The sequence below is a fragment of the Candidatus Egerieousia sp. genome (assembly GCF_056211015.1).
The window spans coordinates 1-24,413 of the sequence record NZ_JBAELF010000132.1; the positions used below are offsets into that span (position 1 = coordinate 1).

General features: G+C 46.7%; 22 protein-coding genes and 2 tRNA genes. 16 read left to right on the forward strand and 8 right to left on the reverse strand.

All coding sequences use genetic code 11. The features are described from left to right. Positions 1-132 precede the first annotated feature (132 nt). The 3 genes from AC06L3_RS08665 (at position 133) to AC06L3_RS08675 (ending at position 4,544) form a co-directional block, all read left to right on the forward strand. Positions 133-2,055, forward strand: coding sequence for a PEGA domain-containing protein (locus tag AC06L3_RS08665; protein ID WP_475670223.1), 1,923 nt, complete (start codon positions 133-135; stop codon positions 2,053-2,055). Positions 2,056-2,197: 142 nt separating this feature from the next. Continuing rightward, positions 2,198-3,397: an ATP-binding protein gene (locus AC06L3_RS08670; RefSeq protein WP_475670224.1), complete on the forward strand. Its 1,200-nt coding sequence runs from the start codon at positions 2,198-2,200 to the stop codon at positions 3,395-3,397. A gap of 115 nt (positions 3,398-3,512) precedes the next feature. Further along, a complete protein-coding gene (locus AC06L3_RS08675; protein WP_475670225.1) occupies positions 3,513-4,544 on the forward strand; it encodes a hypothetical protein in 1,032 nt (343 codons plus the stop codon). 337 nt (positions 4,545-4,881) lie between these two features. Here AC06L3_RS08675 and AC06L3_RS08680 read toward each other — a convergent pair whose 3' ends face one another. Next, positions 4,882-6,120 (reverse strand): hypothetical protein, encoded by a 1,239-nt coding sequence (locus AC06L3_RS08680; RefSeq protein ID WP_475670226.1) that lies wholly within the window; start codon positions 6,118-6,120, stop codon positions 4,882-4,884. Positions 6,121-6,263: 143 nt separating this feature from the next. Here AC06L3_RS08680 and AC06L3_RS08685 point away from each other — a divergent pair, with 143 nt between their 5' ends. The 9 genes from AC06L3_RS08685 to AC06L3_RS08725 all read left to right on the forward strand — a co-directional run bounded on the left by AC06L3_RS08685 (position 6,264) and on the right by AC06L3_RS08725 (position 12,799). Continuing rightward, entirely contained in the window at positions 6,264-7,610 is a 1,347-nt protein-coding gene (locus tag AC06L3_RS08685) for an aminotransferase class V-fold PLP-dependent enzyme (RefSeq protein WP_475670227.1), read from the forward strand. Between the two features lie 48 nt (positions 7,611-7,658). Further along, a tRNA-Thr gene (locus AC06L3_RS08690) sits at positions 7,659-7,731 on the forward strand. 15 nt (positions 7,732-7,746) lie between these two features. Beyond that, positions 7,747-8,169 (forward strand): SufE family protein, encoded by a 423-nt coding sequence (locus tag AC06L3_RS08695; RefSeq protein ID WP_475670228.1) that lies wholly within the window; start codon positions 7,747-7,749, stop codon positions 8,167-8,169. Between the two features lies 1 nt (position 8,170). Beyond that, positions 8,171-8,482, forward strand: coding sequence for an iron-sulfur cluster assembly protein (locus tag AC06L3_RS08700; RefSeq protein ID WP_475670229.1), 312 nt, complete (start codon positions 8,171-8,173; stop codon positions 8,480-8,482). Between the two features lie 10 nt (positions 8,483-8,492). After that, positions 8,493-9,101, forward strand: a complete 609-nt coding sequence (locus AC06L3_RS08705) for a 2-amino-4-hydroxy-6-hydroxymethyldihydropteridine diphosphokinase (protein ID WP_475670230.1) — start codon at positions 8,493-8,495, stop codon at positions 9,099-9,101. Positions 9,102-9,103: 2 nt separating this feature from the next. Then, positions 9,104-10,648 carry a glycine--tRNA ligase gene (locus AC06L3_RS08710; RefSeq protein ID WP_475670231.1) on the forward strand — a complete coding sequence of 515 codons (1,545 nt, stop codon included), beginning with the start codon at positions 9,104-9,106 and terminating at the stop codon, positions 10,646-10,648. Between the two features lie 79 nt (positions 10,649-10,727). Then, the gene (locus AC06L3_RS08715; protein WP_475670232.1) at positions 10,728-11,183 is read left to right on the forward strand and encodes a nucleoside deaminase; all 456 of its coding nucleotides are present in this window, start codon (positions 10,728-10,730) and stop codon (positions 11,181-11,183) included. 105 nt (positions 11,184-11,288) lie between these two features. Next, complete coding sequence (locus tag AC06L3_RS08720) at positions 11,289-12,686, forward strand: lipopolysaccharide biosynthesis protein (protein ID WP_475670233.1); 1,398 nt, start codon at positions 11,289-11,291, stop codon at positions 12,684-12,686. Between the two features lie 42 nt (positions 12,687-12,728). After that, a tRNA-Gln gene (locus AC06L3_RS08725) sits at positions 12,729-12,799 on the forward strand. Positions 12,800-13,521: 722 nt separating this feature from the next. Here the strand turns inward: AC06L3_RS08725 and AC06L3_RS08730 are convergent. The 6 genes from AC06L3_RS08730 to AC06L3_RS08755 all read right to left on the reverse strand — a co-directional run bounded on the left by AC06L3_RS08730 (position 13,522) and on the right by AC06L3_RS08755 (position 19,665). Then, positions 13,522-14,262, reverse strand: a complete 741-nt coding sequence (locus AC06L3_RS08730) for a carboxylesterase family protein (RefSeq protein WP_475670234.1) — start codon at positions 14,260-14,262, stop codon at positions 13,522-13,524. Positions 14,263-14,279: 17 nt separating this feature from the next. Continuing rightward, positions 14,280-15,092 (reverse strand): gamma-glutamyl-gamma-aminobutyrate hydrolase family protein, encoded by an 813-nt coding sequence (locus AC06L3_RS08735; RefSeq protein WP_475670235.1) that lies wholly within the window; start codon positions 15,090-15,092, stop codon positions 14,280-14,282. Between the two features lie 19 nt (positions 15,093-15,111). Beyond that, on the reverse strand, positions 15,112-16,176 hold the full coding sequence (locus tag AC06L3_RS08740; protein ID WP_475670236.1) for a thiamine-phosphate kinase: 1,065 nt from the start codon (positions 16,174-16,176) through the stop codon (positions 15,112-15,114). A gap of 264 nt (positions 16,177-16,440) precedes the next feature. Continuing rightward, positions 16,441-18,075, reverse strand: coding sequence for a chaperonin GroEL (gene groL / locus AC06L3_RS08745; RefSeq protein ID WP_475670237.1), 1,635 nt, complete (start codon positions 18,073-18,075; stop codon positions 16,441-16,443). A gap of 49 nt (positions 18,076-18,124) precedes the next feature. Beyond that, the gene (locus AC06L3_RS08750; RefSeq protein WP_475670244.1) at positions 18,125-18,397 is read right to left on the reverse strand and encodes a co-chaperone GroES; all 273 of its coding nucleotides are present in this window, start codon (positions 18,395-18,397) and stop codon (positions 18,125-18,127) included. 134 nt (positions 18,398-18,531) lie between these two features. After that, a complete protein-coding gene (locus AC06L3_RS08755) occupies positions 18,532-19,665 on the reverse strand; it encodes an AAA family ATPase (protein ID WP_475670238.1) in 1,134 nt (377 codons plus the stop codon). Positions 19,666-20,222: 557 nt separating this feature from the next. Here AC06L3_RS08755 and AC06L3_RS08760 point away from each other — a divergent pair. From AC06L3_RS08760 to AC06L3_RS08775, 4 genes are all read left to right on the forward strand, one after another. After that, on the forward strand, positions 20,223-20,858 hold the full coding sequence (locus tag AC06L3_RS08760) for a 4'-phosphopantetheinyl transferase family protein (protein ID WP_475670239.1): 636 nt from the start codon (positions 20,223-20,225) through the stop codon (positions 20,856-20,858). Between the two features lie 163 nt (positions 20,859-21,021). After that, a complete protein-coding gene (gene tyrS, locus AC06L3_RS08765; RefSeq protein WP_475670240.1) occupies positions 21,022-22,311 on the forward strand; it encodes a tyrosine--tRNA ligase in 1,290 nt (429 codons plus the stop codon). 4 nt (positions 22,312-22,315) lie between these two features. Continuing rightward, positions 22,316-22,660, forward strand: coding sequence for a 30S ribosome-binding factor RbfA (rbfA, locus tag AC06L3_RS08770; protein WP_475670241.1), 345 nt, complete (start codon positions 22,316-22,318; stop codon positions 22,658-22,660). Position 22,661: 1 nt separating this feature from the next. After that, a complete protein-coding gene (locus tag AC06L3_RS08775) occupies positions 22,662-23,894 on the forward strand; it encodes an FtsX-like permease family protein (protein ID WP_475670242.1) in 1,233 nt (410 codons plus the stop codon). 313 nt (positions 23,895-24,207) lie between these two features. Here the strand turns inward: AC06L3_RS08775 and AC06L3_RS08780 are convergent. Continuing rightward, on the reverse strand, positions 24,208-24,413 hold a 206-nt coding region (locus AC06L3_RS08780), incomplete at its 5' end, for an N-acetyltransferase (RefSeq protein ID WP_475670243.1).

Sequence of the window (24,413 nt, forward strand, 5' to 3'; positions counted from 1 at the left end):
AAATTGCTAAGATGTCAACCTCGCACTTGCAGCCTTGTGAGTGCTCTCTCTTTTTGTGCCATTGGCTCAAAATGTATTAAAAACAAGTCAAATAACGCCGGAATAACCAGAAACGGCACAATTAATTTTCGTATGAAGAAGTTGAAAACAGCTATGCAGCTGGAACGTATGGCATGTGTTCTGGTGGCATTGCTGATGTCATTGGGCTCGCTCTGCGCCCAGGAACTTCAGCTCAAGGACTTCAGGCACGATCCCAGCGATGCAGCTGCATCGGTCAATATGGTCAATGACCTTAACGGCAGTCCCTGCTCTCTGATAAAGATTGACCTGGTTGCAAGCAGGGTTGAGTTCGAAGGTGATGTAGTTAAGAGCGTGAGGAAAGGCAACGAATACTGGGTGTATATGCTTGAAGGCTCCACCTGGCTTAACGTGAAATCTGCCGAATACATTGCTTTCCGATACGAGTTTCCACCGCTCAAGAAACTTGGCACATACGTGATGCAGCTTGTGGGCTCGTCCGCACCATCATCCTCAGGTCCTGTTGTTTCGCAGCAGTATGTTGTTTTCAGTGTTACGCCAAAGGACGCAATGCTCACCTTCGATGGTCAGATACTTCCACTTGATTCCGAAGGCATTGCCTCCCGGCTGGTCAGATTCGGGAGTTACACATACAGCGTTCAGTCCAAGGACTACCATTCATACAATGGAAGCGTAACGGTTGATGATCCAAGCAGGAAAGTGGAGCTCAACGTTCAGTTGAAACCTGCATTCGGTTTCCTCACGGTAACGGGGAACGGTGTTCAGCAGGCCTCGGTATATGTAGATGGCAATCAGATAGGCACAGGACCTGTAACAGAACACAGGCTCTCCAGCGGCACTCACACTCTGAGCGTGGCAAAAGCGCTTCATAAGCCGTACAGCCAGCAATTCCAGATTGCAGATGGACAGACCACCACTCTGCAACCGAATCCGGAGGCCAGTTTCGCAACGGTTACAATAAACGCTGGCAGCGGTGTAGAGATATGGGTGAACGATGAGAAAATAGGCACAGGCAGCTGGAGCGGCCAGCTCGCATACGGCACATACCGTATAGAAGGCCGCAAGGCCGGGCACAGGGCCAGCTCTGTTTCAAGGGACATAGTGGAAGGGGGCGGCGCTCAGAGCATAAACCTTCCTGAACCCACAGCTATTTACGGAGGGCTCAATATAAGTTCGGATCCATCCAATTTAGATATAAGTCTTGACGGGCAGCCGGTTGGCAGGACCCCTCTTCTCCTGTCTTCCACCCCGATAGGCAGGCACACGATATCCGTTTCCAGACAAGGCTATGAAACAAGCGTGAGGACCATTGACCTGAAGGAGGGCCAGATGCTGGATGTCAAGCTTTCAATGACAAAGTCCACAGCCGATACCATATCGGCGGTTGCGCCAAGCGCCCCATCGGCAAGTTTATCAGCGGCATCGGGCACCATCAACGGCCACGAGTATGTTGACCTTGGCCTGAGCGTGAAGTGGGCTACCTGTAACGTTGGTGCCAGCCGTCCCAGGGGCTACGGCAGCTACTTTCCCTGGGCCGCTACATGGCCGAGGAATGATCTCAGTTGGATAATCTATCCATACAGAAAAGGAATTGGCAAACTCAAATTTTCCAAATATGTTGCAAGCAGCGATTATGGTAGTGTTGACAACAGAACCCAGCTCGAGTTATCAGACGATGTCGCAAGGGCCAAATGGGGCGGCAGCTGGAGAATGCCAACTATAGAGGAGATGAAAGAACTGATAAGTAACTGCACCTGGCAGTGGACCACACAAAACGGCCACTATGGATACAAGGTCACCAGCAAGAAAAACGGCAACAGCATCTTCCTTCCCGCTGCCGGCTACCGCAATATTGCATTTAAAGGTAGTACAGGGGAAAATGGGGACTACTGGTCTTCGTCTCTTTGTACGAGCGACTCCGGCTTTGCTTACAGCTTGTACTTCAATAGTGGCACAGTTGCCTGTTTCGGCCACAGCAGGGGAGTAGCTTGTTCTGTACGTCCTGTCTCAGAATGATTGGGCAAGCCGAACGCAGAGCCAAGCTTGCTTGAGCTATGCCTCAGGCGCAGCCGTTTACCTTCGCCGTCTAAAAGCTAAGACTCAGCAAACAATCTTTGAAAATTTTTATTTACCTTTGTAGAAATTCTTGAAGATTGTTATGGTCACTATTGATTATCTCTATCTGGTTTCGAACAGAAAAGCAAATCTGATATCTCTTGATTATAAACGGCCGTTGTATTATCAGATCAACTGGGACAACCGCCTTATAGGAATAAAAGGTCCGAAGGGTGTAGGTAAGAGCACGTTGATACTTCAACATATAAAGGAACATTTTGCCGACAGAAGCAAGGTGCTGTATGTTTCGCTTGATAATATATGGTTCAGTTCCAATGACCTTGTAGACCTGGTGGAATATCACTATACACACGGAGGTACACATATCTTTCTTGATGAAATACATAAGTACAGAAATTGGCAGGATAGTATCAAAAACATCTATGACAATTATCCGGACCTTCACATAGTGTATACAGGTTCATCCATTCTGAAACTGAAGTCCGGGGACGGTGATTTGTCAAGACGGCTGCGGACTTATGAGATGAGCGGACTTTCGTTCAGAGAATACCTGAAGTTCGAGGGGGCGATTGATTATAATGCTGTCCGTTTGGATGAGATCCTTTCCAATCACGTTTCGATAGCCTCTGATATAGTTTCCAAAATAAAAGTCCTGCCATACTTCGAGAAATATCTGGCAAGCGGATATTATCCGTTTTATAAGGAGGAAGGAGACGGATATCTTTCACGTATTCAGGAAGTTGTTTCCCAGACTATTGATATGGATATCCCGGCCGTGGAGGATGTTGAATTCGGCACATTGCAGAAATTGAAGAAACTGCTTATAATTCTGGCTGTCCAAGTTCCTTTCATACCGAAAATGAATGAATTGTACCAGCAGCTTGATACGAACAGGGAGCACGGTTTGAAATTGCTGAATCTTCTGGAGCAGGCCAAACTGATAATAATGCTTAAGACTCCGGCGAAGGCGTTGAAACACATTTCTGCTCCCGAAAAACTGTATCTGGACAACACCAATATGATGTATGCCTTGTCTGACAATGTAGAGGTGGGGACTGTGAGGGAGACGTTCTTTTTGAATCAACTGTCAGTCTCACACGAAGTTTCTCTCCCTTTGAACGGTGATTTCAGGATAGACGGAAAATATCTGTTTGAAGTTGGAGGGAGAAAGAAATCATTTGACCAGATAAAAGATGAAATGGACAGTTATCTTGCCATTGATTCTATTGAAATCGGTAATGGCAACAGAATCCCTTTGTGGCTGTTCGGTTTTCTTGAATGAACGAACTCTTGTGGTTTCACTTGCAAAAAGTGCCAGGTCACCAAAAGAAGAAAGCTGTTCATTACAGCGGCTTTAGCAGGAAGAACAATAATAGCGAACAAAAAGAATATCATATATGTCAAATGAAACGGAGATGAAAGCAGCTGTACTGTTCAGACGTATGGGCTGTGTATTGGCGGCATTGCTTATGACATTGGGCTCACTCTGCGCCCAGGAGCTTCAGCTGAAGGGCTTCAGGCACGACCCAAGCGATGCAGCTGCATCGGTCAATATGGTATATGACCTTAACGGCAGTCCCTGTTCCCTCATAAAGATAGATCTGGTGGCAAGCGGGGTTGAGTTTGAGGGCGATGTTGTGAAGAGTATAAGGAAGGGTAACGAGTACTGGGTGTACATGCTTGAAGGCTCCACCTGGCTCAATATAAAATCCGCCGAATACATTGCTTTCAGATACGAGTTCCCGCCTCTGAAGAAACTTGGCACCTACGTGATGCAGTTTGTGGGTTCGTTCAGGCCATCATCCGTAAATTCCGCAACGGGTTCAGACAACACCATCAACGGCCACGAGTATGTTGACCTGGGCCTGAGCGTGAAATGGGCCACCTGCAACGTAGGTGCCAGCAGTCCGGGGGACTATGGTGATTACTTTGCCTGGGGCGATACAAGTCCTAAGAGCAGCTATGACTGGGAGAATTTGAAATACATGACAAGCGTTGACAGTTATGACAATGTCAAATTTTCCAAATATGTTGCAAGCAGAGAATATGGCACTGAAGACAACAGGACCAGGCTTGATTTGGTTGACGATGCGGCAAGGGCCAACTGGGGCGGCAGCTGGAGAATGCCAACAAGGGCGGAGCAGGACGAGTTGAGGGAGCAGTGCCACTGGCAGTGGACCACACAGAACGGCCACAATGGATACAAGGTAACCAGCAAGAAAAACGGCAACAGCATCTTCCTTCCGGCTGCTGGTTATTGCTATGGTTCCAGTTCCTACAATGTTGGGTCAATCGGCCTCTACTGGTCTTCGTCTCTCAGTATGAGCTACTCCGACTACGCTTACTGCTTGGACTTCGATAGTGACCTAGTTGACTGGTACTACAACGGCCGGAGGAACGGTCGATCTGTACGGCCTGTCTCAGAATAATGCCGCCAAAGGACTTCAAGTCCCAAGGCGGCTGGCCATGCGCACGTCGCGTGGCCGTTTGACCTTCGCCGGAAAAAATTTTCCAATAAGAGATTACCTTGCTGTTTTCCAGCTGGTTATTGTGTGCTTTGCGCAGGTGAAGCGTACGCCCACCTTTACCTTTGGTCTTGGGTCGGCCATGTACGGCACTCCGGATAGGAATGACTGCTATTATTGCAAAAATAATAAATTTCGGAAAGAATCTTACATTTTGTCAACTAAGTGCCGTTCCTTGTTGTTTTCCAGCACATTGGGGATAAACTTTGTAAAACGAATAAGAAAAAAGCAGAGCTGGGCTTTACCAATAAATTATTTCCCTGCGGCTTGTTCTTATCAGGAAGCCGTTTGAGTAGAGTTTCTGTTCTGTCCAGTTTCCGTGGCTATCGTAAGTGTATTCGTATTTGAGAGTGCGGCGCTCGGCGCTTTTGAGCCTTTCAGTGTCCCAGAAATTCTTGTTTTCCTTGTAGGCTTTGTTGCCAAGAACATAGCCTGCTTCAACGCGGATGTCGGGTTTGTATATCACGGCAATGTCATCAATGTCACCGTATGAGTTGTAAGTGTAGGTGAATTCGAACTCAGGATAATTGCTGTTGTCGCTCAATGAATTGACTTTGGCCCAGGCCCGTCCGTCCTTTGTGCCCCATCCGCCTATGGTTTTCTTGTAGAACATGCGGCCGTTGTTGTCATAGCGCATTTGAACATCATATAGTGTTTCGCCAATGAAATGACCTTTGCCGTTGGAGCCGTATTTTTCCTTGTTATAGCTATAGGATTTGCGCACAAGTTCACCATCAACATTGAAAGTATGATTTATCAACATTGTGCCTGAAGCATCAACCCAGCTTTCATACAGATATCCATTAGGAGTGTAGCTGTCATTGAATTCAAGATTGCTCAGTGTCTTGCCATAGGCCACTACTACAAATGAACCTTCTGTGTTCATTATGTGAAAAGTGCAGCTGTCTGTTCTGTTGTGCTTTTCTTGTTGAGGAATATCCTGAAGTTCGTTCACCCAGTAAGTGTCACGGGTATATCTGATTTTGTAACTTGTAACGTTCGGATGAAGATCTGTTGGAATGGAATCAACAACGCTTAATATGGTTCTGCACAGTGATTCTTCATCGGTATCAAAAATATCTGCCTCGCGCCTTAGCAGATGCCCGTTTCTCCAGGTCCTTTTTTCACCATACCCTTCAAGCAGACGGCCCTGCCTGTCATATCTGTATTCAACGCCTTCCCTTTTTGAAAGCAGTCCTTTCTTGTTGAACTCAATGCTGGCGTATTGCATCTGCGGGCCTTCCGCATTGAATACAATGTAGGGGTTGGCCATGGCGCAGTGCTCGGGATAAACAATGTCCTGGCGGTGGACTGCTTTCACAGGACCGCGCAGGGAGAAGCTTGCAGTGTTCAGACTAATATCGGAGCCTGAAACTATCTGGCTGTCAAAGAAATACTGTGCCTTTGCGCTTGCGGGTGCCATAATGTATATGACAATCAGCAATATGCAGCAATGTGTTATTGTATTGATGAATCTCATAAAAAACAATATCAGCGTGCTTTGTAATGTTTTTGAAAAACCGTTTGAAGTACAACGGCTGCCATACATTGCAAAGATAAGTGATTTTTTAATGGCTCAAGCGTGGAAAATTCGTATTTTTGCAGGAGAAAAACTAGTGTTTTATGTTCAAGACGATTGATGAACTGAGAAATGAGTTTCCTGCCCTTGCGCAGGAATTCTATGGCAAGCCTCTGGTATATCTCGACAATGCCGCAACCAGCCAGAAGCCTCTGAGCGTTATAGAGCTCATGGACAGGATGACGCGTCTTACCAATTCCAACGTTCACAGGGCAATGTACAGGCTCAGCGATGAGGTGACCTCCCTGTATGAGAAGGCCAGGGATGTTGTTGTAAGGTTCATCAATGCCCCTGGAAGGGAGAACATCATATTCACCGGCGGTACAACCGCTTCAATCAATCTGGTAGCGCGTTCGCTGGCAGATGCTCCTTGCGGATATCTTTCCGAAAAGTATTCTTGCGTTGGAAACAGATGCAGTGTTAACGGGAAGTTCCTTGGAAAAGGAGACGTGATAGTCTTTACCGGTGATTCCCATCACTCCAATCTGGTTCCATGGCAGATGGCCGCCTTGCGAACGGGTGCTGAAATAGAATACACCGGACTGGATGAAGACGGACACTGGAGCATAACACAGCTCGATTCACTTCTGGCCAGTATAATTGAATCCGGAAGGAGGGTGAGACTGGTTGCCATAACTCATATTTCCAATGTTCTTGGTATAATCAACCCTGTAAAGGCTGCAGTGAAGGTTGCTCACAAATACGGGGCCCTTGCCTTGGTTGACGGAGCGCAAGGAATTGTACATGAGAAAGTTGATATCATTGACTTTAACTGTGACTTCTATGCTTTTTCAGCTCATAAGATATATGGCCAGACAGGTGTGGGTGTGCTCTACGGCAAAAAGGAGATACTTGAAGCAATGCCTGCCTTCATGGGCGGCGGTGATATGGTTGACAGGGTTTCATACGAAAAGACCACATACGCTCCGCTTCCTTTGAAATTCGAGGCTGGTACGCCCAATTTCATTGGTGTGGCTTCACTTGCACCCGCTCTTGAGTTTGCAATGCTCCTGCGCAAGGATGAGATTGCTCTTGAAATAAAGCGCAATGAAAAGGCAATCAAGGAATATCTGCAAAAGGAATTCAGCGGTATTGAAGATGTGCAATGGTATGGCAACGCTCCTTTGCAGAAAAGGATAGCTTTGTACAGCATTACCGCCCAGGGCTGTCATCCTGCTGACATGGCTCAGATTCTTGACAAGATGGGCATTGCCGTAAGGACAGGGCTTCTGTGCGCCGAGCCTGTGATGAATCATTTCGGAGTTGGAGTGAACAGCGGCAGCAATACGCCACAGGGCATGCTCAGGGTGTCTTTCGCTCCTTACAACACTCTTGCCGAAGCCGAATATTTTATTGCGTCATTAAAAAGATGCATTGGAATGTTAAGATAAGAAAATTGATTATCTTTGCGCAGATTTTATTCATTCTTTATCACTCACGCCTCGTTAGCTCAAGTGGCAGAGCACAAATTTCGTAAGTTTGGGGTTGGTGGTTCGATTCCACTACGAGGCTCTATCTTTTAAGGCAATGACTATCAAGGAAATAGAAGATTCCATAGTTGAGGAATTCTCAATGTTTGACGATTGGATGGACAAGTACGAGTACATCATTGAACTCGGAAAGAACGTTCCCCTTCTTGAAGAGAAATACAAAACCGATGACAATCTGATAAGCGGCTGCCAGAGCAGGGTATGGCTGGGCTGTGAAATTAAGGACAATGGAAAATTATATTTCTGTGCGGATTCTGATGCCATAATCACCAAAGGCATAATTTCATTGCTCATACGCACATTCAACGGGCAGAAACCGGAAGACATAGTAAGTGCGGATCTTTCGTTCATAGACGCCATTGGATTGAGAGAGAACCTCAGCCCTACACGTGCCAACGGCCTTGTTTCAATGATCAAGCAGATAAAGGACTACGCCCTTGCCTACAGTTTGAAGAAGTAAGATGACAAAGCAGGAGTTACAGAAAAATGTAATCAGGGCTCTCAAACAGGTCTATGACCCTGAAATACCGGTTAATATATACGATCTTGGTCTCATTTACGAAATAAACATAGACGAGGATTTCAAGGTCAATATAAAAATGACACTTACCGCACCCAATTGTCCTATGGCCGATGATGTTGCCGCAGAGGTTGACCGTGCAGTCAAGGACGTTCCGGGAGTGAGCGATGCCTCAATAGAGCTGGTGTTCGAGCCTGAATGGGACAAGAGCAGGATGAGCGAGGAGGCTCTTCTCGAACTCGGCTGGCTATAATGTAAAGGCTATGAACAGGGTATATCTGCTTTTAGGAAGCAACAAGGGTAACAGTGAGGCTTTGCTGAATGAAGCCGTTCCTGAGCTGATTGACGCCCTGCTGCCCGATTACCTTGAAGCTGAGAGCCTTGCGGATGCAGTGAACACATCGGACATTCTGAAATCAGCCCCTTGGGGAGAATTCGACAGCTCGGAAGGCCCGGTCAATGATTTCTCCAACATGGCAATGGCAATCTGCACCGAACTTTCACCCGAGCAGGTGCTGGATGCCTGTCAGGAGGTGGAGAAGAGGATGGGAAGAGGGGAGGAGGACCATCGCTGTGAAAAGGAAGGGAAGGAGCTTTACCGCTCAAGGAGCATTGACATAGACATTCTTCTTTTTGAAACCCTGGTTCCGGTGAAAAGGCAGGCCAAGGCTGAAAAGTCTGCAAAAGCGGAAAGTGAGACAAGGAAGGTCTGGAGGAGCATCATTGTTGAAAGTCCAAGGCTTTCAATTCCACATAAGCTGCTTTCGCAGAGGAGATTCGCTCTGGATTGCCTTGCGCAGATAGCTCCGAACGCCTATCATCCGGTGGAAAGGAAGAGGGTAAGGGATCTAAACAATAAATCAGATATATAATTATGACACAGGAGGAACTTTTCAAGAATTTGATTGCACATACCAAAGAGTATGGTTTCATTTTCCCAAGCAGTGAAATTTATGATGGACTGAGTGCCGTATATGATTATGGTCAGCTGGGCAGCGAGCTCAAGAACAATATAAAGAGATACTGGTGGGAGGCTATGGTAAGGCTTCATACCAACATTGTTGGAATAGACAGCTGCATTTTCATGCATCCAAGGATCTGGGAGGCAAGCGGTCACGTAGGTGCTTTCAACGATCCTCTCATTGACAACAAGGATTCCAAGAAGAGATACAGAGCCGACGTTCTTCTTGAGGATTACATAGGAAAGCTTGAGGAGAAAATCAACAAGGACGTTGAGAAGGGAAAGAAGAAATTCGGCGATGCGTTCAATCAGGAGCAGTTCTGCGCAACCAATCCCAACGTTCTGAGGAGCCGGAACAAGATAAACGCTGTAAAGGAAAAGATGACCGCCGCCCTCAATGCAAACGATCTCAAGGCTTTGAGAGACCTTATCATTGAGTGCGAGATTGCCTGCCCTATTTCAGGAACAAAGAACTGGACCGATGTAAGACAGTTCAACCTTATGTTCTCAACACAGCTGGGCAGCGTGAGCGGTGAGGACAACAGCGTGATTTACCTCAGACCTGAAACTGCGCAGGGAATTTTCGTGAATTTCCTCAATGTTCAGAAGAGCGGACGTATGAAGGTTCCTTTTGGAATTGCACAGATTGGAAAGGCTTTCAGAAACGAGATAGTAGCCCGTCAGTTCATCTTCAGAATGCGGGAGTTCGAGCAGATGGAGATGCAGTTCTTCGTAAGGCCTGGCCAGGAGCTTGACTGGTTTGCAAAATGGAAGGAGACCAGAATGAAATGGCACCTTGCAATTGGTATGGGAGCAGACAATTACAGATATCACGATCACGAGAAACTTGCCCATTATGCAAATGCCGCAACAGACATAGAGTTCAACTTCCCGTTCGGCTTCAAGGAGCTTGAGGGCGTTCATTCAAGGACCAACTTTGACCTTGGACGTCATCAGGAGTACAGCGGAAAGAAGATTCAGTATTTCGATCCTGAAACCAACGAAAGTTATGTTCCTTACGTGATTGAAACATCAATAGGTGTTGACCGTACAGTTCTTGCAGTTTTTTCAGGTGCTTATAACGAGGAGGTGCTCGAGGGTGGCGATACCCGTGTGGTTCTCAAGTTTCATCCGGCGCTTGCTCCTGTAAAGGTTGCCGTTCTTCCTCTTATAAAGAAAGACGGACTTCCGGAGCTCGCACGTGAGATTCTTGGCAAGCTCATGATTGATTTCAACTGCCAGTACGATGAGAAGGACAGCATTGGAAAACGTTACAGAAGGCAGGATGCAATAGGTACTCCATATTGCGTTACAGTTGACCACGATTCACTCACAGATGGTTGCGTAACCCTCCGCGAGCGTGATACAATGGCTCAGGAGCGCGTGCCTATTTCAGAACTTCACTCGATTGTTGAAAAGAAAGTGAGCATGAGAACTCTTTTGGAACAGTTATTGTAAGCAGTAACAACAGTTTCATAGAGTTTATATATAACTGCTCGGCTTTCTGGAAACGGGAGTGCCGGGCAGTACTTTTATCATGGATGCAACAGGGTATATGAAAATGGCTTTGCAACAGGCTCGCGCAGCATTCGATGCCGGCGAAGTTCCTGTTGGTGCCGTTGTTGTGCGAAAGGGCGTTGTGGTTGCCCGTGCCCATAATCTTGTTGAGACCTTGCGTGACGCCACGGCTCACGCCGAAATGCAGGCCATAACCATAGCGTCCGGAACACTTGGAAGCAAGTATCTGAACGATTGCACAATGTATGTTACTGTGGAGCCTTGCCCCATGTGTGCTGCGGCGCTGGGATGGGCACAGATAGGGGAGCTGGTTTATGGTGCATCGGATCCCAGGCGTGGCTACACCCTGTTTGAAGGCAATGCGCTTTCCAATGATTCCGTGAAGCTGCTGCATCCCAGGACCAAGGTGAGCGGCGGTGTGTGTGCAGAAGAATGTTCCGCACTAATGAAGGAGTTCTTTGCACAGCGCAGGTGATGCTCCGGATAATATGTTTGAACTTGCAGGCTCAAGCAGGACCAGCCGGAGCTTTGCAAGGAAAGGGAATTTGATTGACTATCGCAGTAGAAAAATATAAGGAAAATGTCTGAGAACGGATTGAAAAAGGGTTTGTTCCTGATAATGCTGGCAAACCTTCTGAATCTTGTAGTGGGCCTTGTGAACGGCTTCATCCTGCCTAAGTATCTTTCCATAGATACCTATGCAATGATAAAGACATATACCCTCTACATATCCTACGCAGGCTTCTTTCATTTAGGTTACCTCGATGGTATGTATCTCAAGTACGGTGGCAGGCAGTTGTCTTCGGTGAGCAGCAAGGAATACGGCACGGACTTCTGGAACATTGGCCTGATGCAGTTCGTTGTGAGCGTGATTCTGCTCATAGTTGGCCTTGCTATGTGTAATTTCCTGCTTTGCGCCTTTGCCGCAGGTCTTTTCCTCAAGAACATAAACAGCTGCTGCCAGCTGTTCTTCCAGGCAACTGGAGAGTTCAAGCTTTACAGCAGCGCCTTGAACTACGGAACAATACTTTCCTTCCTGCTCAGCCTCCTGCTCATCTTTGTAGTGAAGACCGATGATGCCCGTCTCTATATAGGAGTCCAGATTCTTTCACTGCTGATAGTTTCACTGTATCTGTGCATTCTCCTGAACGTAAAGCTCGGATATTTCAAATGCAGGGAAATGAGCCTGGCGGCATTCAAGGAGAACATTTCATCGGGATTCGTCCTGATGATGGGCAATTTCTCCAACATTCTTTTCCTGAGCATAGACCGATGGTTGGTGAAGATTCTCATGAGCACCTACCATTTTGCCGTTTATTCGTTCGCTTTTGCAATCAACGGTCTGATAGATGTGTTCATTTCGCCTCTGTTCGTGACATTGTACAACGCCTTCTGCAAGAACAGCAGTCCGGATCGCATAATGGGAATCAAGAGAGCTGTGGCGGTATGGAGCTTTGCCATAATTGCCTTTGCATTTCCGGCCAAATGGGTGGTTGAACACTACATTGACAAGTACATTGAAGCACTGCCTCTAGTTTTCATATTCTTTGCATCGCACGTGTTCAATGCACTGATTCTGGGCGTATATGTGAACTATTTCAAGGCCAGGAAACTCCAGAAGCAATTCTTCTGGCAGATTCTTTCAATGCTTGCCACAATAATTGGTGTGAGCCTTGTTGCCTGGTTGATATTCAAATCAATGCTGGCCCTGGCAGTGGCATCGCTGCTTGCCAACATCATCTGGCTGGGCGTGAACGAAAGAAAGTTCAAGGACCTGCGTTTTGTCTGCTCGGACTGGATTTACCTGGGCCTGATGCTTGCTGTATATCTGCTGTGTGGCCTGTGCCTCGGCTCCATTGCAGGCTTCATTGTTTACATTGTACTGCTTGTTCTCTCAAGTTTGTTCCTCATGCGGACACAAACGCTGATGTTATTCAATTCACTTAAGCAGTTGTGGTTGCGAAATAAAATATTGTGATTATCTTTGCACTCCTGATTTCCTTGTGAAACAGGTCGGTATTGAGGTATGGTGTAATGGTAGCACTACAGATTTTGGTTCTGTCTGTGGAGGTTCGAATCCCCCTATCTCAACAAAAGGAAGAAAGAAGCTGTCATACGAGCTTGCTCGATGTGACAGCTTCTTTTTTCCTTTTGCAAGCCTGCCGCCGGCAGTATGTATTTTATTGGGGCTCTGCCCCAAACCCCGCCTGTTCCAGGCGCTCCCGGGCTATACCAAACTTGCTGCTTTTCGCTCCTTTAAGAATTCCAGCAAGTTTGCGCCCTCCGCTAGGCGGCTGATGCCGCCCATGGTCCGAGCAAATCCCTTGAGATAGGATTGTGCAGGGCCCCTGCGGCAGCGGGGAGGGGATGTGTCAAGCGGCATGCCGCGCAGACAAATCCCGTTGAGACAGTGCCGTACGGAGATCCGGTGATTCGCTTGGTTGCAGCAGTCACTTCATCTGAAAAACTTTGCCTTTCCGTGGCAAAGCTTTTTCATATTCCAGTGACCTGCTGCTTCATAAGGTCACGTTTTTTTGGTCACATTTTTTCAAAATCGTGACCGGTTAGCCTTATCTTTTGGTACTATCGGACTCAAACCCCATTTACTACGAGGGTTTGAGATCACCTATTTTTGTAAATACTTGATAATCAATAATGTTTTTATACCAAGTGATCTCAAACCTCTTAAGGTATGAGGTTTTGCGATCACTATGGTTTCTTTCCAGTGAATATCTGTATGGCGAAAAATCAATGAGATTTCGGTTGCGTTGCTTGACATATTCCGTCCAGCTGTGAAGGGACAAGGGGCAGGTTCAGTGCTTCAGCAGCCAGGAGAGGAAGTCCGGCTCCGCAAAGGCGTTGTTCCAGCTTCCGTGCTTAACGCCGGGATACTCAACGAGTGAGGATTCGCGTCCTGCCTCAATGAGCGCTTTGTTTGCCAGGCGGGAACCATCCGGGTTAACGGCAGGGTCATCGGAACCGTGGAAGAATCTGAAGGCGGTGCGTCCCTTGTACTGGCTGCAACGCTTTGGATTCACGCCACCGCATATAGGCTCGATTGCTGCAAAGTAATTGGGATATCTGATTGCCATATCAAGTATTCCTATTCCTCCCATTGAAAGGCCAGTGCCATAGATACGCTGGGAATCAGCGAATCCAAGCTTGATGAAACTGTCTATCAGTTCCTTTGTGGCAGCTTCAACCGGGTTTTCAACGGATTCCTCCGGATAGGCACCGCCTGTGAAGGTCCAGGTTGCGTAGAGAGGGCATTGCGGAACAATAACAATTACGTTTGCAAGTTCATCTGATGTACGCATGAGTTCACCGCCGTGTATGAGCTGGCTTTCATTGTCATTGCCCCTTTCTCCAGAACCATGCAGGAAGAGCAGTACGGGATATTTCTGCTCTGGATTGAAATTCTCAGGATAAAGGATAACGTAATTCAAGGAAAGGCCGTTCTGTGCATTGAACACTCTTTTCACATACTTGCCATCCCTGGCCTGAAGTGTTGCTGCAAAACAGAACAGAAACACAATTAAGAGAACTTTTTTCATGGTGCTGTATTTTATCATTATTTGCCTGCTGAATACTTCCTGGCCTCGTTCACAAAGGTTTCGAAGATAGGGAGGAAAGTGTTGTCACCACCATTTGCAATCAGGATTTCAGGGTGGAACTGCAAGCCCAGAAGCCAGCCGCCGGCATCCTTGTAACCCTTGATTCTACCCGCACGCTCAACAGCTTCAACCACACCATCGACGGAGTGCGCAATGGCCTTCAGACCCTCAGGCATTCTCTTGATACCCTGATGGTGCAGTGAATTCACTCTAACCTCCTCCTTGCCAAGCAGCTTTGCAAGTATGGAACCTTTCTCTATATAAATGGAGTGGGTGGGGTATTTGGGATTGGTAGGCATCTGGTTATGCTTCACATTTCCTTCCACCTGCGATGGTATATCCTGCCACAGGGCTCCTCCGAAGGCTACTGCAAGAAGCTGCTCGCCGCGGCAGATTCCAAGTACGGGAACTCCCTTTGCTATGGCGGCGCATGCCATCATGATATCGTAATCATCCCTTTCATACTGGATGATGGTCATCTCACGGCGAGGCTGTTCACCATACCATCGCAGTGGATCGAAATCACCGCCTCCGGTCATGATTATGCCGTCGAGCATTGACATCACCTGCTCTATCTGCACGGAATCGCTGAGTACGGGAATTGCTACAGGAATGGCTCCGGCCTTCTTCACGCATTCAATGTAGGTGAGGTCGGCCATGCTGGCGTCGGTTGAGTTGTATGAGGAAATTCCGATTACGGGAACTTTAGCGTTGAGCTGTCCCATGGATGCTGCAATGATGAGCGTGAGTGTGAAGAGAAGTTTTTTCATGGTTTGAACTTTGTTTATACTACAGACTCTTGATTTCTATTATATTGCCTTCAGGTGTTACAACTGCGGCACCGGCACCGGGTTCGGTGAAGTGGCCTATGATGTCCACGTTAGGAAATTCGCGGTGGAAATGTTCGTGTTCTGAAAGCGGAATCACGAACAGGAACTTGTAATCGTCTCCTCCATTGAGTGCGGCGGTTGTTGCTTCCATGTTTATTTCCTCTGCCATTTCAAAGGTCTGTGCAGCAATAGGTATCTTGTTCAGGTACACCCTTGCTCCAAGGTTCCACTGCTCGCAGAGACTCAGGACGGATTCCGCAAGACCTTTTGTTATGAATCTTCCGCAGCACGGAATTATGCCGGCCTCCTTGAACTGGTTAAGGGTCTTGGGGTTGATTTCAGGCTGGAGGTACTGGCTGAGCACATATTTGTACTTGCTCAGATCCGGCTGAATGTAATCCTTGACCTTATCTGCAGGTATTTTGTTGAATGCAACCTTTTCTCTTTCAAGAACGTGCAGGCCCATGAATGCCGCGCCAAGATTGCCTGTGAGGCATAGGAGCGAGTTCTTGTCCGGCTTTGCGGACTGAGTGCTGCTGATTCCGAGTGCGCTTATGTTTATGTTCATTCCCGTGCAGGATGGCAGCAGGTCGAATCCTATCTGTTTGATGGAATGTTCCTTGGCAGCGGCAACAACTCCGGTGAAGAAAAGCACTATGTCCTCGGCGCAGAAACGCTGTGAAATGGCAAGCTTCACCATTATGCCCTGCGGCTGGTGCATTGCGGCGTACAGATGGCCAATGGCTCCGAGCACAACCTTGTATCCAAGGTGTTTGAGCGGGGTATATACAAGGTCAAAATCCACGCCCTCGAGAAACGATGCGCTTGCGTTCATAACACTTGCATTTGCTGTTGAACAGTTGTCTGCGTCTGAATTTTCTGAGTCCACCGGCTTGATTTCAAGCTGCCTGCAATTCTCATATCCGGTGCCCTCGAACAATCTTCTTATAAGTTCCCTCTTGCCAATCTGCGCAATGTCGGTACGCTTGTTTTCTCCGTTATCTGTTTTTCCTGTGCTTTCCATCTGGTGCTTTGTTTCAATTCAAGTAATCAATCAAATTCTTTTACACAAAGATATGCTCCACCATCAAGAAATGCAAAAAATGCCTGACCCTGCCATCTTATTTGGCAAGGTTGTGGTGATATACTATCGCCAGTGAAAATAAGTGAGATATAAAACAGCATCCACAGCAGTTTGGAGGCATTGGCTCCCGAAGAGGGAGGGTACCAGCTTTGCTGGGAGGACCGCCAAACTACTGTGGATGATGTTTCGATCAATGATTGCGGACTACATCATGCCGCCCATGCCTGCACCGCCCATAGGCATTGCAGGAGCAGGATTCTCTTCTTTCTTGTCTGCAATCACGCACTCTGTTGTGAGGAACATTCCTGCAACTGAAGCTGCATTCTGGAGAGCCACTCTTGTGACCTTGGTTGGGTCAATGACACCGGCAGCAAACATATTCTCGTATGCGTTGGTGCGTGCATTGTAACCGAAGTCAGCCTTGCCTTCCTTAACTTTCTGGATAACCACGCTGCCCTCAACGCCTGCATTCTCGGCAATCATTCTCAAAGGCTCCTCAATTGCACGTGCAATGATGTTGATACCTGTCTGCTCGTCATCGTTGTCGGCCTTGAGAGCTGCAAGAGACTCAATTGCTCTTACGTATGCAACTCCACCACCAGGAACTATACCTTCCTCAACAGCTGCGCGTGTTGCACTGAGAGCATCGTCAACTCTGTCCTTCTTCTCCTTCATCTCAACCTCTGATGCAGCACCTACATAGAGAACAGCAACACCGCCTGCCAGTTTTGCAAGACGTTCCTGGAGTTTCTCCCTGTCGTAGTCAGAAGTGGTTGTTGAAATCTGCTTCTTGATCTGAGCTGCGCGGTCCTCGATGGCTGCCTTGTCACCTGCACCGTTGACAATGGTTGTGTTGTCCTTGTCGATTGTGACTTTCTCGGCTGTACCGAGCATTGCAATGCTTGCGTTCTCAAGGGTGAAACCTCTTTCCTCGCTTACAACGGTTGCACCTGTAAGGGTTGCAATGTCCTGAAGCATTTCCTTTCTGCGGTCACCATAACCAGGAGCCTTTACGGCAGCAATCTTGAGTGTACCTCTCAAACGGTTTACAACCAATGTTGTAAGAGCTTCGCCCTCAACATCCTCGGCAATGATGAGCAGGCTCTTTCCTTCTCTTGCAATTGGTTCGAGAACAGGGAGGAGATCCTTCATTGCGGAAATCTTCTTGTCTGTAACAAGAATGTAAGGAGTATCGAGAACAGCCTCCATCTTGTCTGGATTTGTCATGAAGTATGGAGAAATGTAACCTCTGTCGAACTGCATTCCCTCAACAACCTTTACTTCGGTGTTGGTGCCCTTTGCCTCTTCAACTGTGATAACGCCCTCTTTCTTTACCTTGCTCATTGCATCAGCTATGAGTTTGCCAATGAAAGCATCGTTGTTTGCTGAAATTGTACCAACCTGCTCAATCTTGGAGTAGTCTGTTCCAACTTCCTGGCTCTGCTCCTTGAGGTTTGCCACAACCATCTCAACGGCCTTGTCAATACCGCGTTTCAAATCCATTGGGTTTGCACCTGCAGTAACGTTCTTGATGCCAACATTGATGATAGCCTGTGCAAGCACGGTAGCTGTTGTTGTACCGTCACCGGCCTGGTCGTTGGTCTTTGAAGCAACTTCCTTTACAAGCTGTGCGCCCATGTTCTGGAATCTGTCGTCAAGTTCAATTTCCTTTGCAACCGTGACACCGTCCTTGGTAATCTGAGGAGCACCGAACTTCTTGTCAACTACAACGTTTCTTCCTTTAGGACCAAGGGTTACCTTAACTGCGTTTGCCAATGCGTCTGCGCCTTCCTTCATGAGAGCGCGGGCGTCCATATTGAATTTTATCTCTTTTGCCATAATCTTTTTCTTTTTTTACTGCGATAGTATTTCTCTTTTCTTGCTTCACTTATGCTATAACTGCCATAACATCACTCTGGCGCATCATAAGATAGGTTTTGCCCTCATAGTGAATCTCAGTGCCTGAGTATTTTCCGTAAAGAACCTTGTCACCTGCCTTGAGTTCCATAGGCTCATCCTTCTTTCCGTTGCCTGTTGCAAGAATAACACCTTCCTGTGGTTTTTCTTTTGCGTTGTCCGGAATGAACAATCCGCTTGCTGTCTTGGTCTCAGCCTCTTTAGGCTCAACCAGTACTCTGTCTGCCAATGGTCTAATTGTCATCATATCTTTAATTTTTTTATTTATTGATTATTATTTCAAAAACCTGCCCGGCAATGAAACCGTTGCCGTAGCACGAAAACATATCAGCAAAAGCAGTGCCAATACAAAGATATGACAATTTGGCATAAATATTATCAATATCTTTCCAGCCATCGGGAGAGGAAAACATTATATACGCTGTATTCATTTCCTTCCATAGTGATTGATTCCAGAATAAGTTCTTTTTCCACCAATGCGTCAAGATAGCGTTTGGCTGACGAAGCGGCTCCCAGTTTGTATTTCTCAAGGAATGCACTGGATGTAGGCTGCTTTACAACCTGCTCCTTTGCAACAGCGGCAAGATACTTCCACTGTCCTTTAGTAAGCATGTTCCGGATAGTATAGAACCTGTCCGTTTCGGAATCAAAAATAGCTTCAATAGCCGTGTACACATTTTCCATTGATACGAAATCTCCGGATAAGATATAGATATAATGGCAAAGAGTCTGTGTATAAAAGGTGTGACATCTGCTCCAATTCATAATGAAATCAATTGCATCATCAGAAATCTCCTTGCCTCCTGCATTGAATTTATCCTTAATGAATTGCGCATACACTTCCCTATCCAGCTTATGTAGAGGAATGTTTACTGTACTTTGGTAGAATGGACTCTTTTCGGCGGTGAATATTTCTGTCATAAGTTTCTTATGGCTCCCGCAGAATATGAAGCGAACATTCTTAAGATTCTGAATATATCCTCTGAGAAGGGCTTCCATTCTCACATTTTCATATTCCCTTATCTGTTGGAACTCGTCAATGGCCACCACCACTCTGCTGTCCAATGACTCCAGATAATCCAGAATGGATTTGAGTGTTGTTTGTTTCTGTGTTTCAGATTGGTATGTTATTGACAGTTGAGGCTGTCCGCTGATAGCATCATAACTTATCAATGGACGGATTCCCCCTAAAGTATTGAAAAACTTTTTTGCCACACTTTGTTTCTCATTGCGGAAAACGGCTTCTGCCAGTGTCCTTACAAAATCATCCAAGCTTGATGTAGCATATACATCTGCATAAAACGTTTTATACCCCAACGCCTTAAGTTCTTCAAAACAGCGGAATATCAATCCTGTTTTTCCAAGCCTGCGCATTGAAATCAACGTAATGTTCGCTCCATTGCTTATATGGGACAACATTCCATTGAGTTCAACTTTTCTGTCACAAAACAAGTCTTTTGATACGTATGGTTGCAGAACGAAAGGATTCAATGTGTTTTGATCAGTTTTCATATAATGCTTATTTGTGACAAATATAAAATAAAATATCCATTACGCAAAATGTGTAACGCAAAATGTGTAATACAAAACTTCATAAACAATCTGATATCTTCCAGCCAATTATTTTTGTCAATACAAAAATTAGGGGTCATTAGTTGGAAATGAAAACGAATTATTTATATCTTTGCGTTGTTAACCAATTAATTGATTCACTTTGGAACCTCCCAGTAGCGTACCGCTAAACTCAGCAGTTCAGTTTCCACAAGGTATTCACGTGCATTTCTGCGCACCGGTGCTTCCGGCGTGCGGCTTTTGCTCTGTCCAAACCGAAATTCACCTTCCACGCTTGTATGCGTTGGAGTGCGTTCCGGCAGGGTCAAGCGTGGATGATGAGGCAGTTTTGACCCCACCGTCCACGGCAATGTGCCTTACACTTGTGTGAAATGGCGGTTATTGTGGAAGGTGAATTTCGGTTTACGTGAAGGGTAAGATATCAGGAAAGTGCGGGAGAAAAGTGGTGAATCAAATGCTTGCAAAATTTGAGTAGAATAGTAGTATAATAAACATATATGGGACTTTATTTCAGACGAGAACTTGAAAAGGGCGGCGAGATTGCCGTATGGCAGGTGAGCGAGACAGAGCAGGAACTTCTTGACATAGTTTCGATTCCCAAGGACGAACTTGAAGAGGTGTTCATGTACAGGAGCGAGGTGCGCCGCAAGGAGAAACTTGCTGTGAGGGCGTTGCTCAACACCGTTTTTGAGGACAAGGTTTATCTTGGGCACCACGATAATGGCAGTCCGTTCATACAGAACAACCTTACTCACATAAGCATTTCGCATTCCGGGAAATACGTTGCCATCATAACGCATCCCACAGAGGACGTTGGCATTGACATTGATTCTCTTGACAGGGATTATTCCGCAGTTGAGAAAATAGCCTTGTCCGAGGATGAGATAGATGATCTTTCCAATAAGAACCGCAATACTCAGCTGGCAATCTACTGGTGCGCCAAGGAGGCTCTCTACAAGAGGATGGGTCAGAGCGGTGTTGACTTCTCAAAGCAGATGGAGATTGACAAGTTCAATCCAAAGGATGAGGGTGAGATAGAGGCCACGTTCATTGACAAGGACGGCCAGGAGGAGGAATTTGACATGGAGTACGAGATTTTCGACGATTACGTAATGGTCTGGATAGTTGACTAGAGGAATTATTGCGTAACTTTGCCGGCCTGCCGTGAAGTTGCTGAACTATCGCAGGTGAAAGAATAAAAATGGTAAAACACTAGAGAAGTGCGGAGGGAAGAAGTTTCGCAAGCCTTCCTTAAGTTCTTGAATAAAATAAATTAATGCTTGCGAATAGAATGATATGAAGAATTTTGTAGAGGAACTTACCTGGAGGGGAATGATTCATACAATGATGCCAGGTACAGAGGAACAGCTGATGAAAGAGCCTACTTCGGCATACGTGGGCATTGACCCTACAGCCGATTCATTGCATATAGGTCATCTGGTTAGTATAATGATGCTCAAGCATTTCCAGAACTGCGGCCACAAGCCTTACGCGCTTATAGGTGGTGCAACAGGTATGATAGGTGATCCTTCCATGAAGAATGCCGAGAGAAACCTGCTTTCACTTGAGACATTGCGTCACAATCAGGAGTGCATAAAGAAGCAGCTGAGTCGTTTCCTTGATTTTGACAGTGACAAGGAGAACGCCGCAGTGCTTGTGAACAATTACGACTGGATGAAGGACTACGGTTTCCTTGATTTCATCAGGGACATTGGCAAGCACATAACCGTGAACTATATGATGGCAAAGGACAGCGTGCAGAAGCGTTTGAGCGGTGAGGCGCGCGAGGGCCTGTCATTCACCGAGTTCAGCTACCAGCTGCTTCAGGGTTACGATTTCTTCTATCTGAACAAGAACTGCAACTGTAAGCTTCAGATGGGCGGCTCCGACCAGTGGGGAAACATTACAACAGGTACCGAACTTATTCGCAGGATCACAGGAAACGAGGCATACGCTCTTACATGTCCGCTCATAACAAAGGCCGACGGCGGCAAGTTCGGTAAGACTGAGAAAGGTAACGTATGGCTGGATGCAAACTACACTTCTCCATACACTTTCTATCAGTTCTGGATGAACGTAAGCGATGATGATGCCATAAAGTATATAAAGATCTTCACTATGCTTGACAGGCAGACCATTGAATCTGCAATTGAGGCACATAAGGCGGAACCTCACAGGAGGGAGCTCCAGAAGCTTCTTGCAAAGGAGATTACCATTATGGTTCATGGTGAGGAGGAGTGGAAGAAGGCCGTTGAGGCCAGCGGAATACTGTTCGGCAATTCAACCCAGGAGGCGCTCCAGAAACTTGATGAGAAAACTTTCCTTGCAGTGTTCGATGGTGTGCCACAGTACGAACTGCCTGCAGACAAGCTCGGTGGCGGCATAATTGACCTGCTTGCCGTTGATACAGACATTTTCCCTTCAAAGGGCGAGTGCCGCAAGATGATTGCAGCAAACGGCCTGAGCATAAACAAGGAGAAGTTCACCGATGTGAACGGCACACTTGGCGCTGATAAACTCATCAACGGAAAATACATTCTTGTTCAGAAGGGCAAGAAGAATTATTTCATACTCAAATTCAACTAGCGTTATGGAAGAGGGAAGCACAAGACTGCTCAAGATAGACAGGGAGCTCCAGCGCAATCTTGCGGAAATCATACGGCGCAAGGGAATGGCCGCCTTTGACGGTGCGCTTCTTACCGTAAGCGAGGTGAGGGTGAGTCCGGACCTTTCCTTTGCCAAGGTGTTCGTGAGCATATTCCCTTCGGCCAAGCAGAGCAAGGTGATGGAAATGCTCAAGGACCAGACCAGGGCCATACGAGGCGAGCTGGGACGTGAAATGGGGCATCAGTTAAGGATAATCCCGGAAATACTTTTCTGCCTTGACACCACCCTCGACTACGTTGCGCATCTTGACGAACTGCTGAAGAAGTAAGATGAACGTTCCGTTGTTCATAGCGTGGAGGTATCTCTTTGCCAGAAAAAAGCACAATGTCATAAACATCATTTCAATGATAAGTGCCATAGGAATATGCATTGGCACAATGGCATTGGTAGTGATACTTTCAGTCTATAACGGTTTCGACGGCATAATCCAGAAATTCTACACCGAACACAAGGCATCATTTGTTGTCCAGGCGCGCAAGGGAACCTCCTTTGAACTCGAGCCCTGGCAGCTGATGCAGCTGCGTCTTCTCAAGGATGAATTTTCCACCGGCGATAGTGATGTATATGTTGCCAAGGTGGTTTCCCAGACCGTTTTCCTTCTGTACAACGGCAGGCAGAAGATAGCCACCGCAGTAGGAATAGACACTCTTTACGGGCGCAAGGCATCACTGGTGTCCGCCATCCTTCAGGGCAGTTTCTCCACCAGGTTCGGAGAGGTGCCAATGGCGGTTTTCACCAAATCGCTTGCATCCACGCTGGGCGTGAATCCTGCCTTCATGAATCCTGTTGAGATTTATTTCCCGAGCAGGACATCCACGATATCTCTCATAAATCCTTACGCCTCGCTCAATTCCGCAAAGGTTTTCCCACAGGGAGTGATTCAGGACATATCAGGCTACGATACCAACCTTATGTATGTTGACGTTCCAATGCTTCAGGAACTCATAGAATATGACAGCAATGAGTTCAGCAGCGTTGAGGTTTATGCGGGGAACAATCGTTTCCTCCCGGAAATCGAGAAAAAGTTAAAGCATATTTTCAAGCCCGAGGATTTTTCCGTGAAGGACATTTACCAGCAGAACGAGGTCATTTTCAAGATGGTGAACATGGAGAGGGCAATGGTTTACCTGATACTTTTCTTCGTAATCTTCATTGTGGCCATAAACATCTTCTCTTCGCTATCAATGCTTGTCCTGGAAAAGCGTGATGAAATGCTCACCTTCCATTCAATGGGAATGCAGGATTCAATGATAAAAAGAATATTCTCGCTGCAAGGTGCACTCATATCACTGCTAGGAGCGGTTACAGGCATAATACTTGGCCTTGCGCTTTGCGTGCTGCAAATAAAGACACATTTCATTGCCCTTCCTGGCAACTATCTCACAAGCTGGTATCCTGTTGACATACACGCCACCGATATTCTCATAGTATTTGCCGGCGTTGCCATAATGGGCTACCTCATAGCCTCCTGCATAAACATCAAGGCCGATTCACATTCCTAAAGTTCCAGTTATGTTACTTTATTTGTGTGTACATATGATTCTGACGTACTGCGAAGTTTCGGCGGCTCAGAATATTGAAGCACAATGCTTTACAAAACAGCATTGACATATATCGTCAAGAAATCGGAGGAGAGGGCCGATACTGGACTTGGAATTCAATTGAATCTCCTTACCAGAATATCAACAACTCTCAAAATCGTTGCGAATTTGAATTTCTGGCCTCGAAGAAGAGGAAGATATACCTTTGCGGAGCGAGGGCGGTTGGTGATTTCCAGGGCAGCCTTGATCATAATCACCGAATCTATTTTTTGTTTCAATTCCCTGCTGCCCCATCTTCGAAATGCCTGTATATCCCCACATTCTTTTCCGAATGGGTTCCAAGATATGCCTGTCTCCCGGTCTGTGAACAGTATTCCAGCATCGGTCTGAGAAGTTTTCCCACAAGATGCTGTCCCTGGGCTTCCGGCCTTACGACCAGATTGTACCGGTACCACTCGCGCCCGCCCGTGGCGTTCAGTC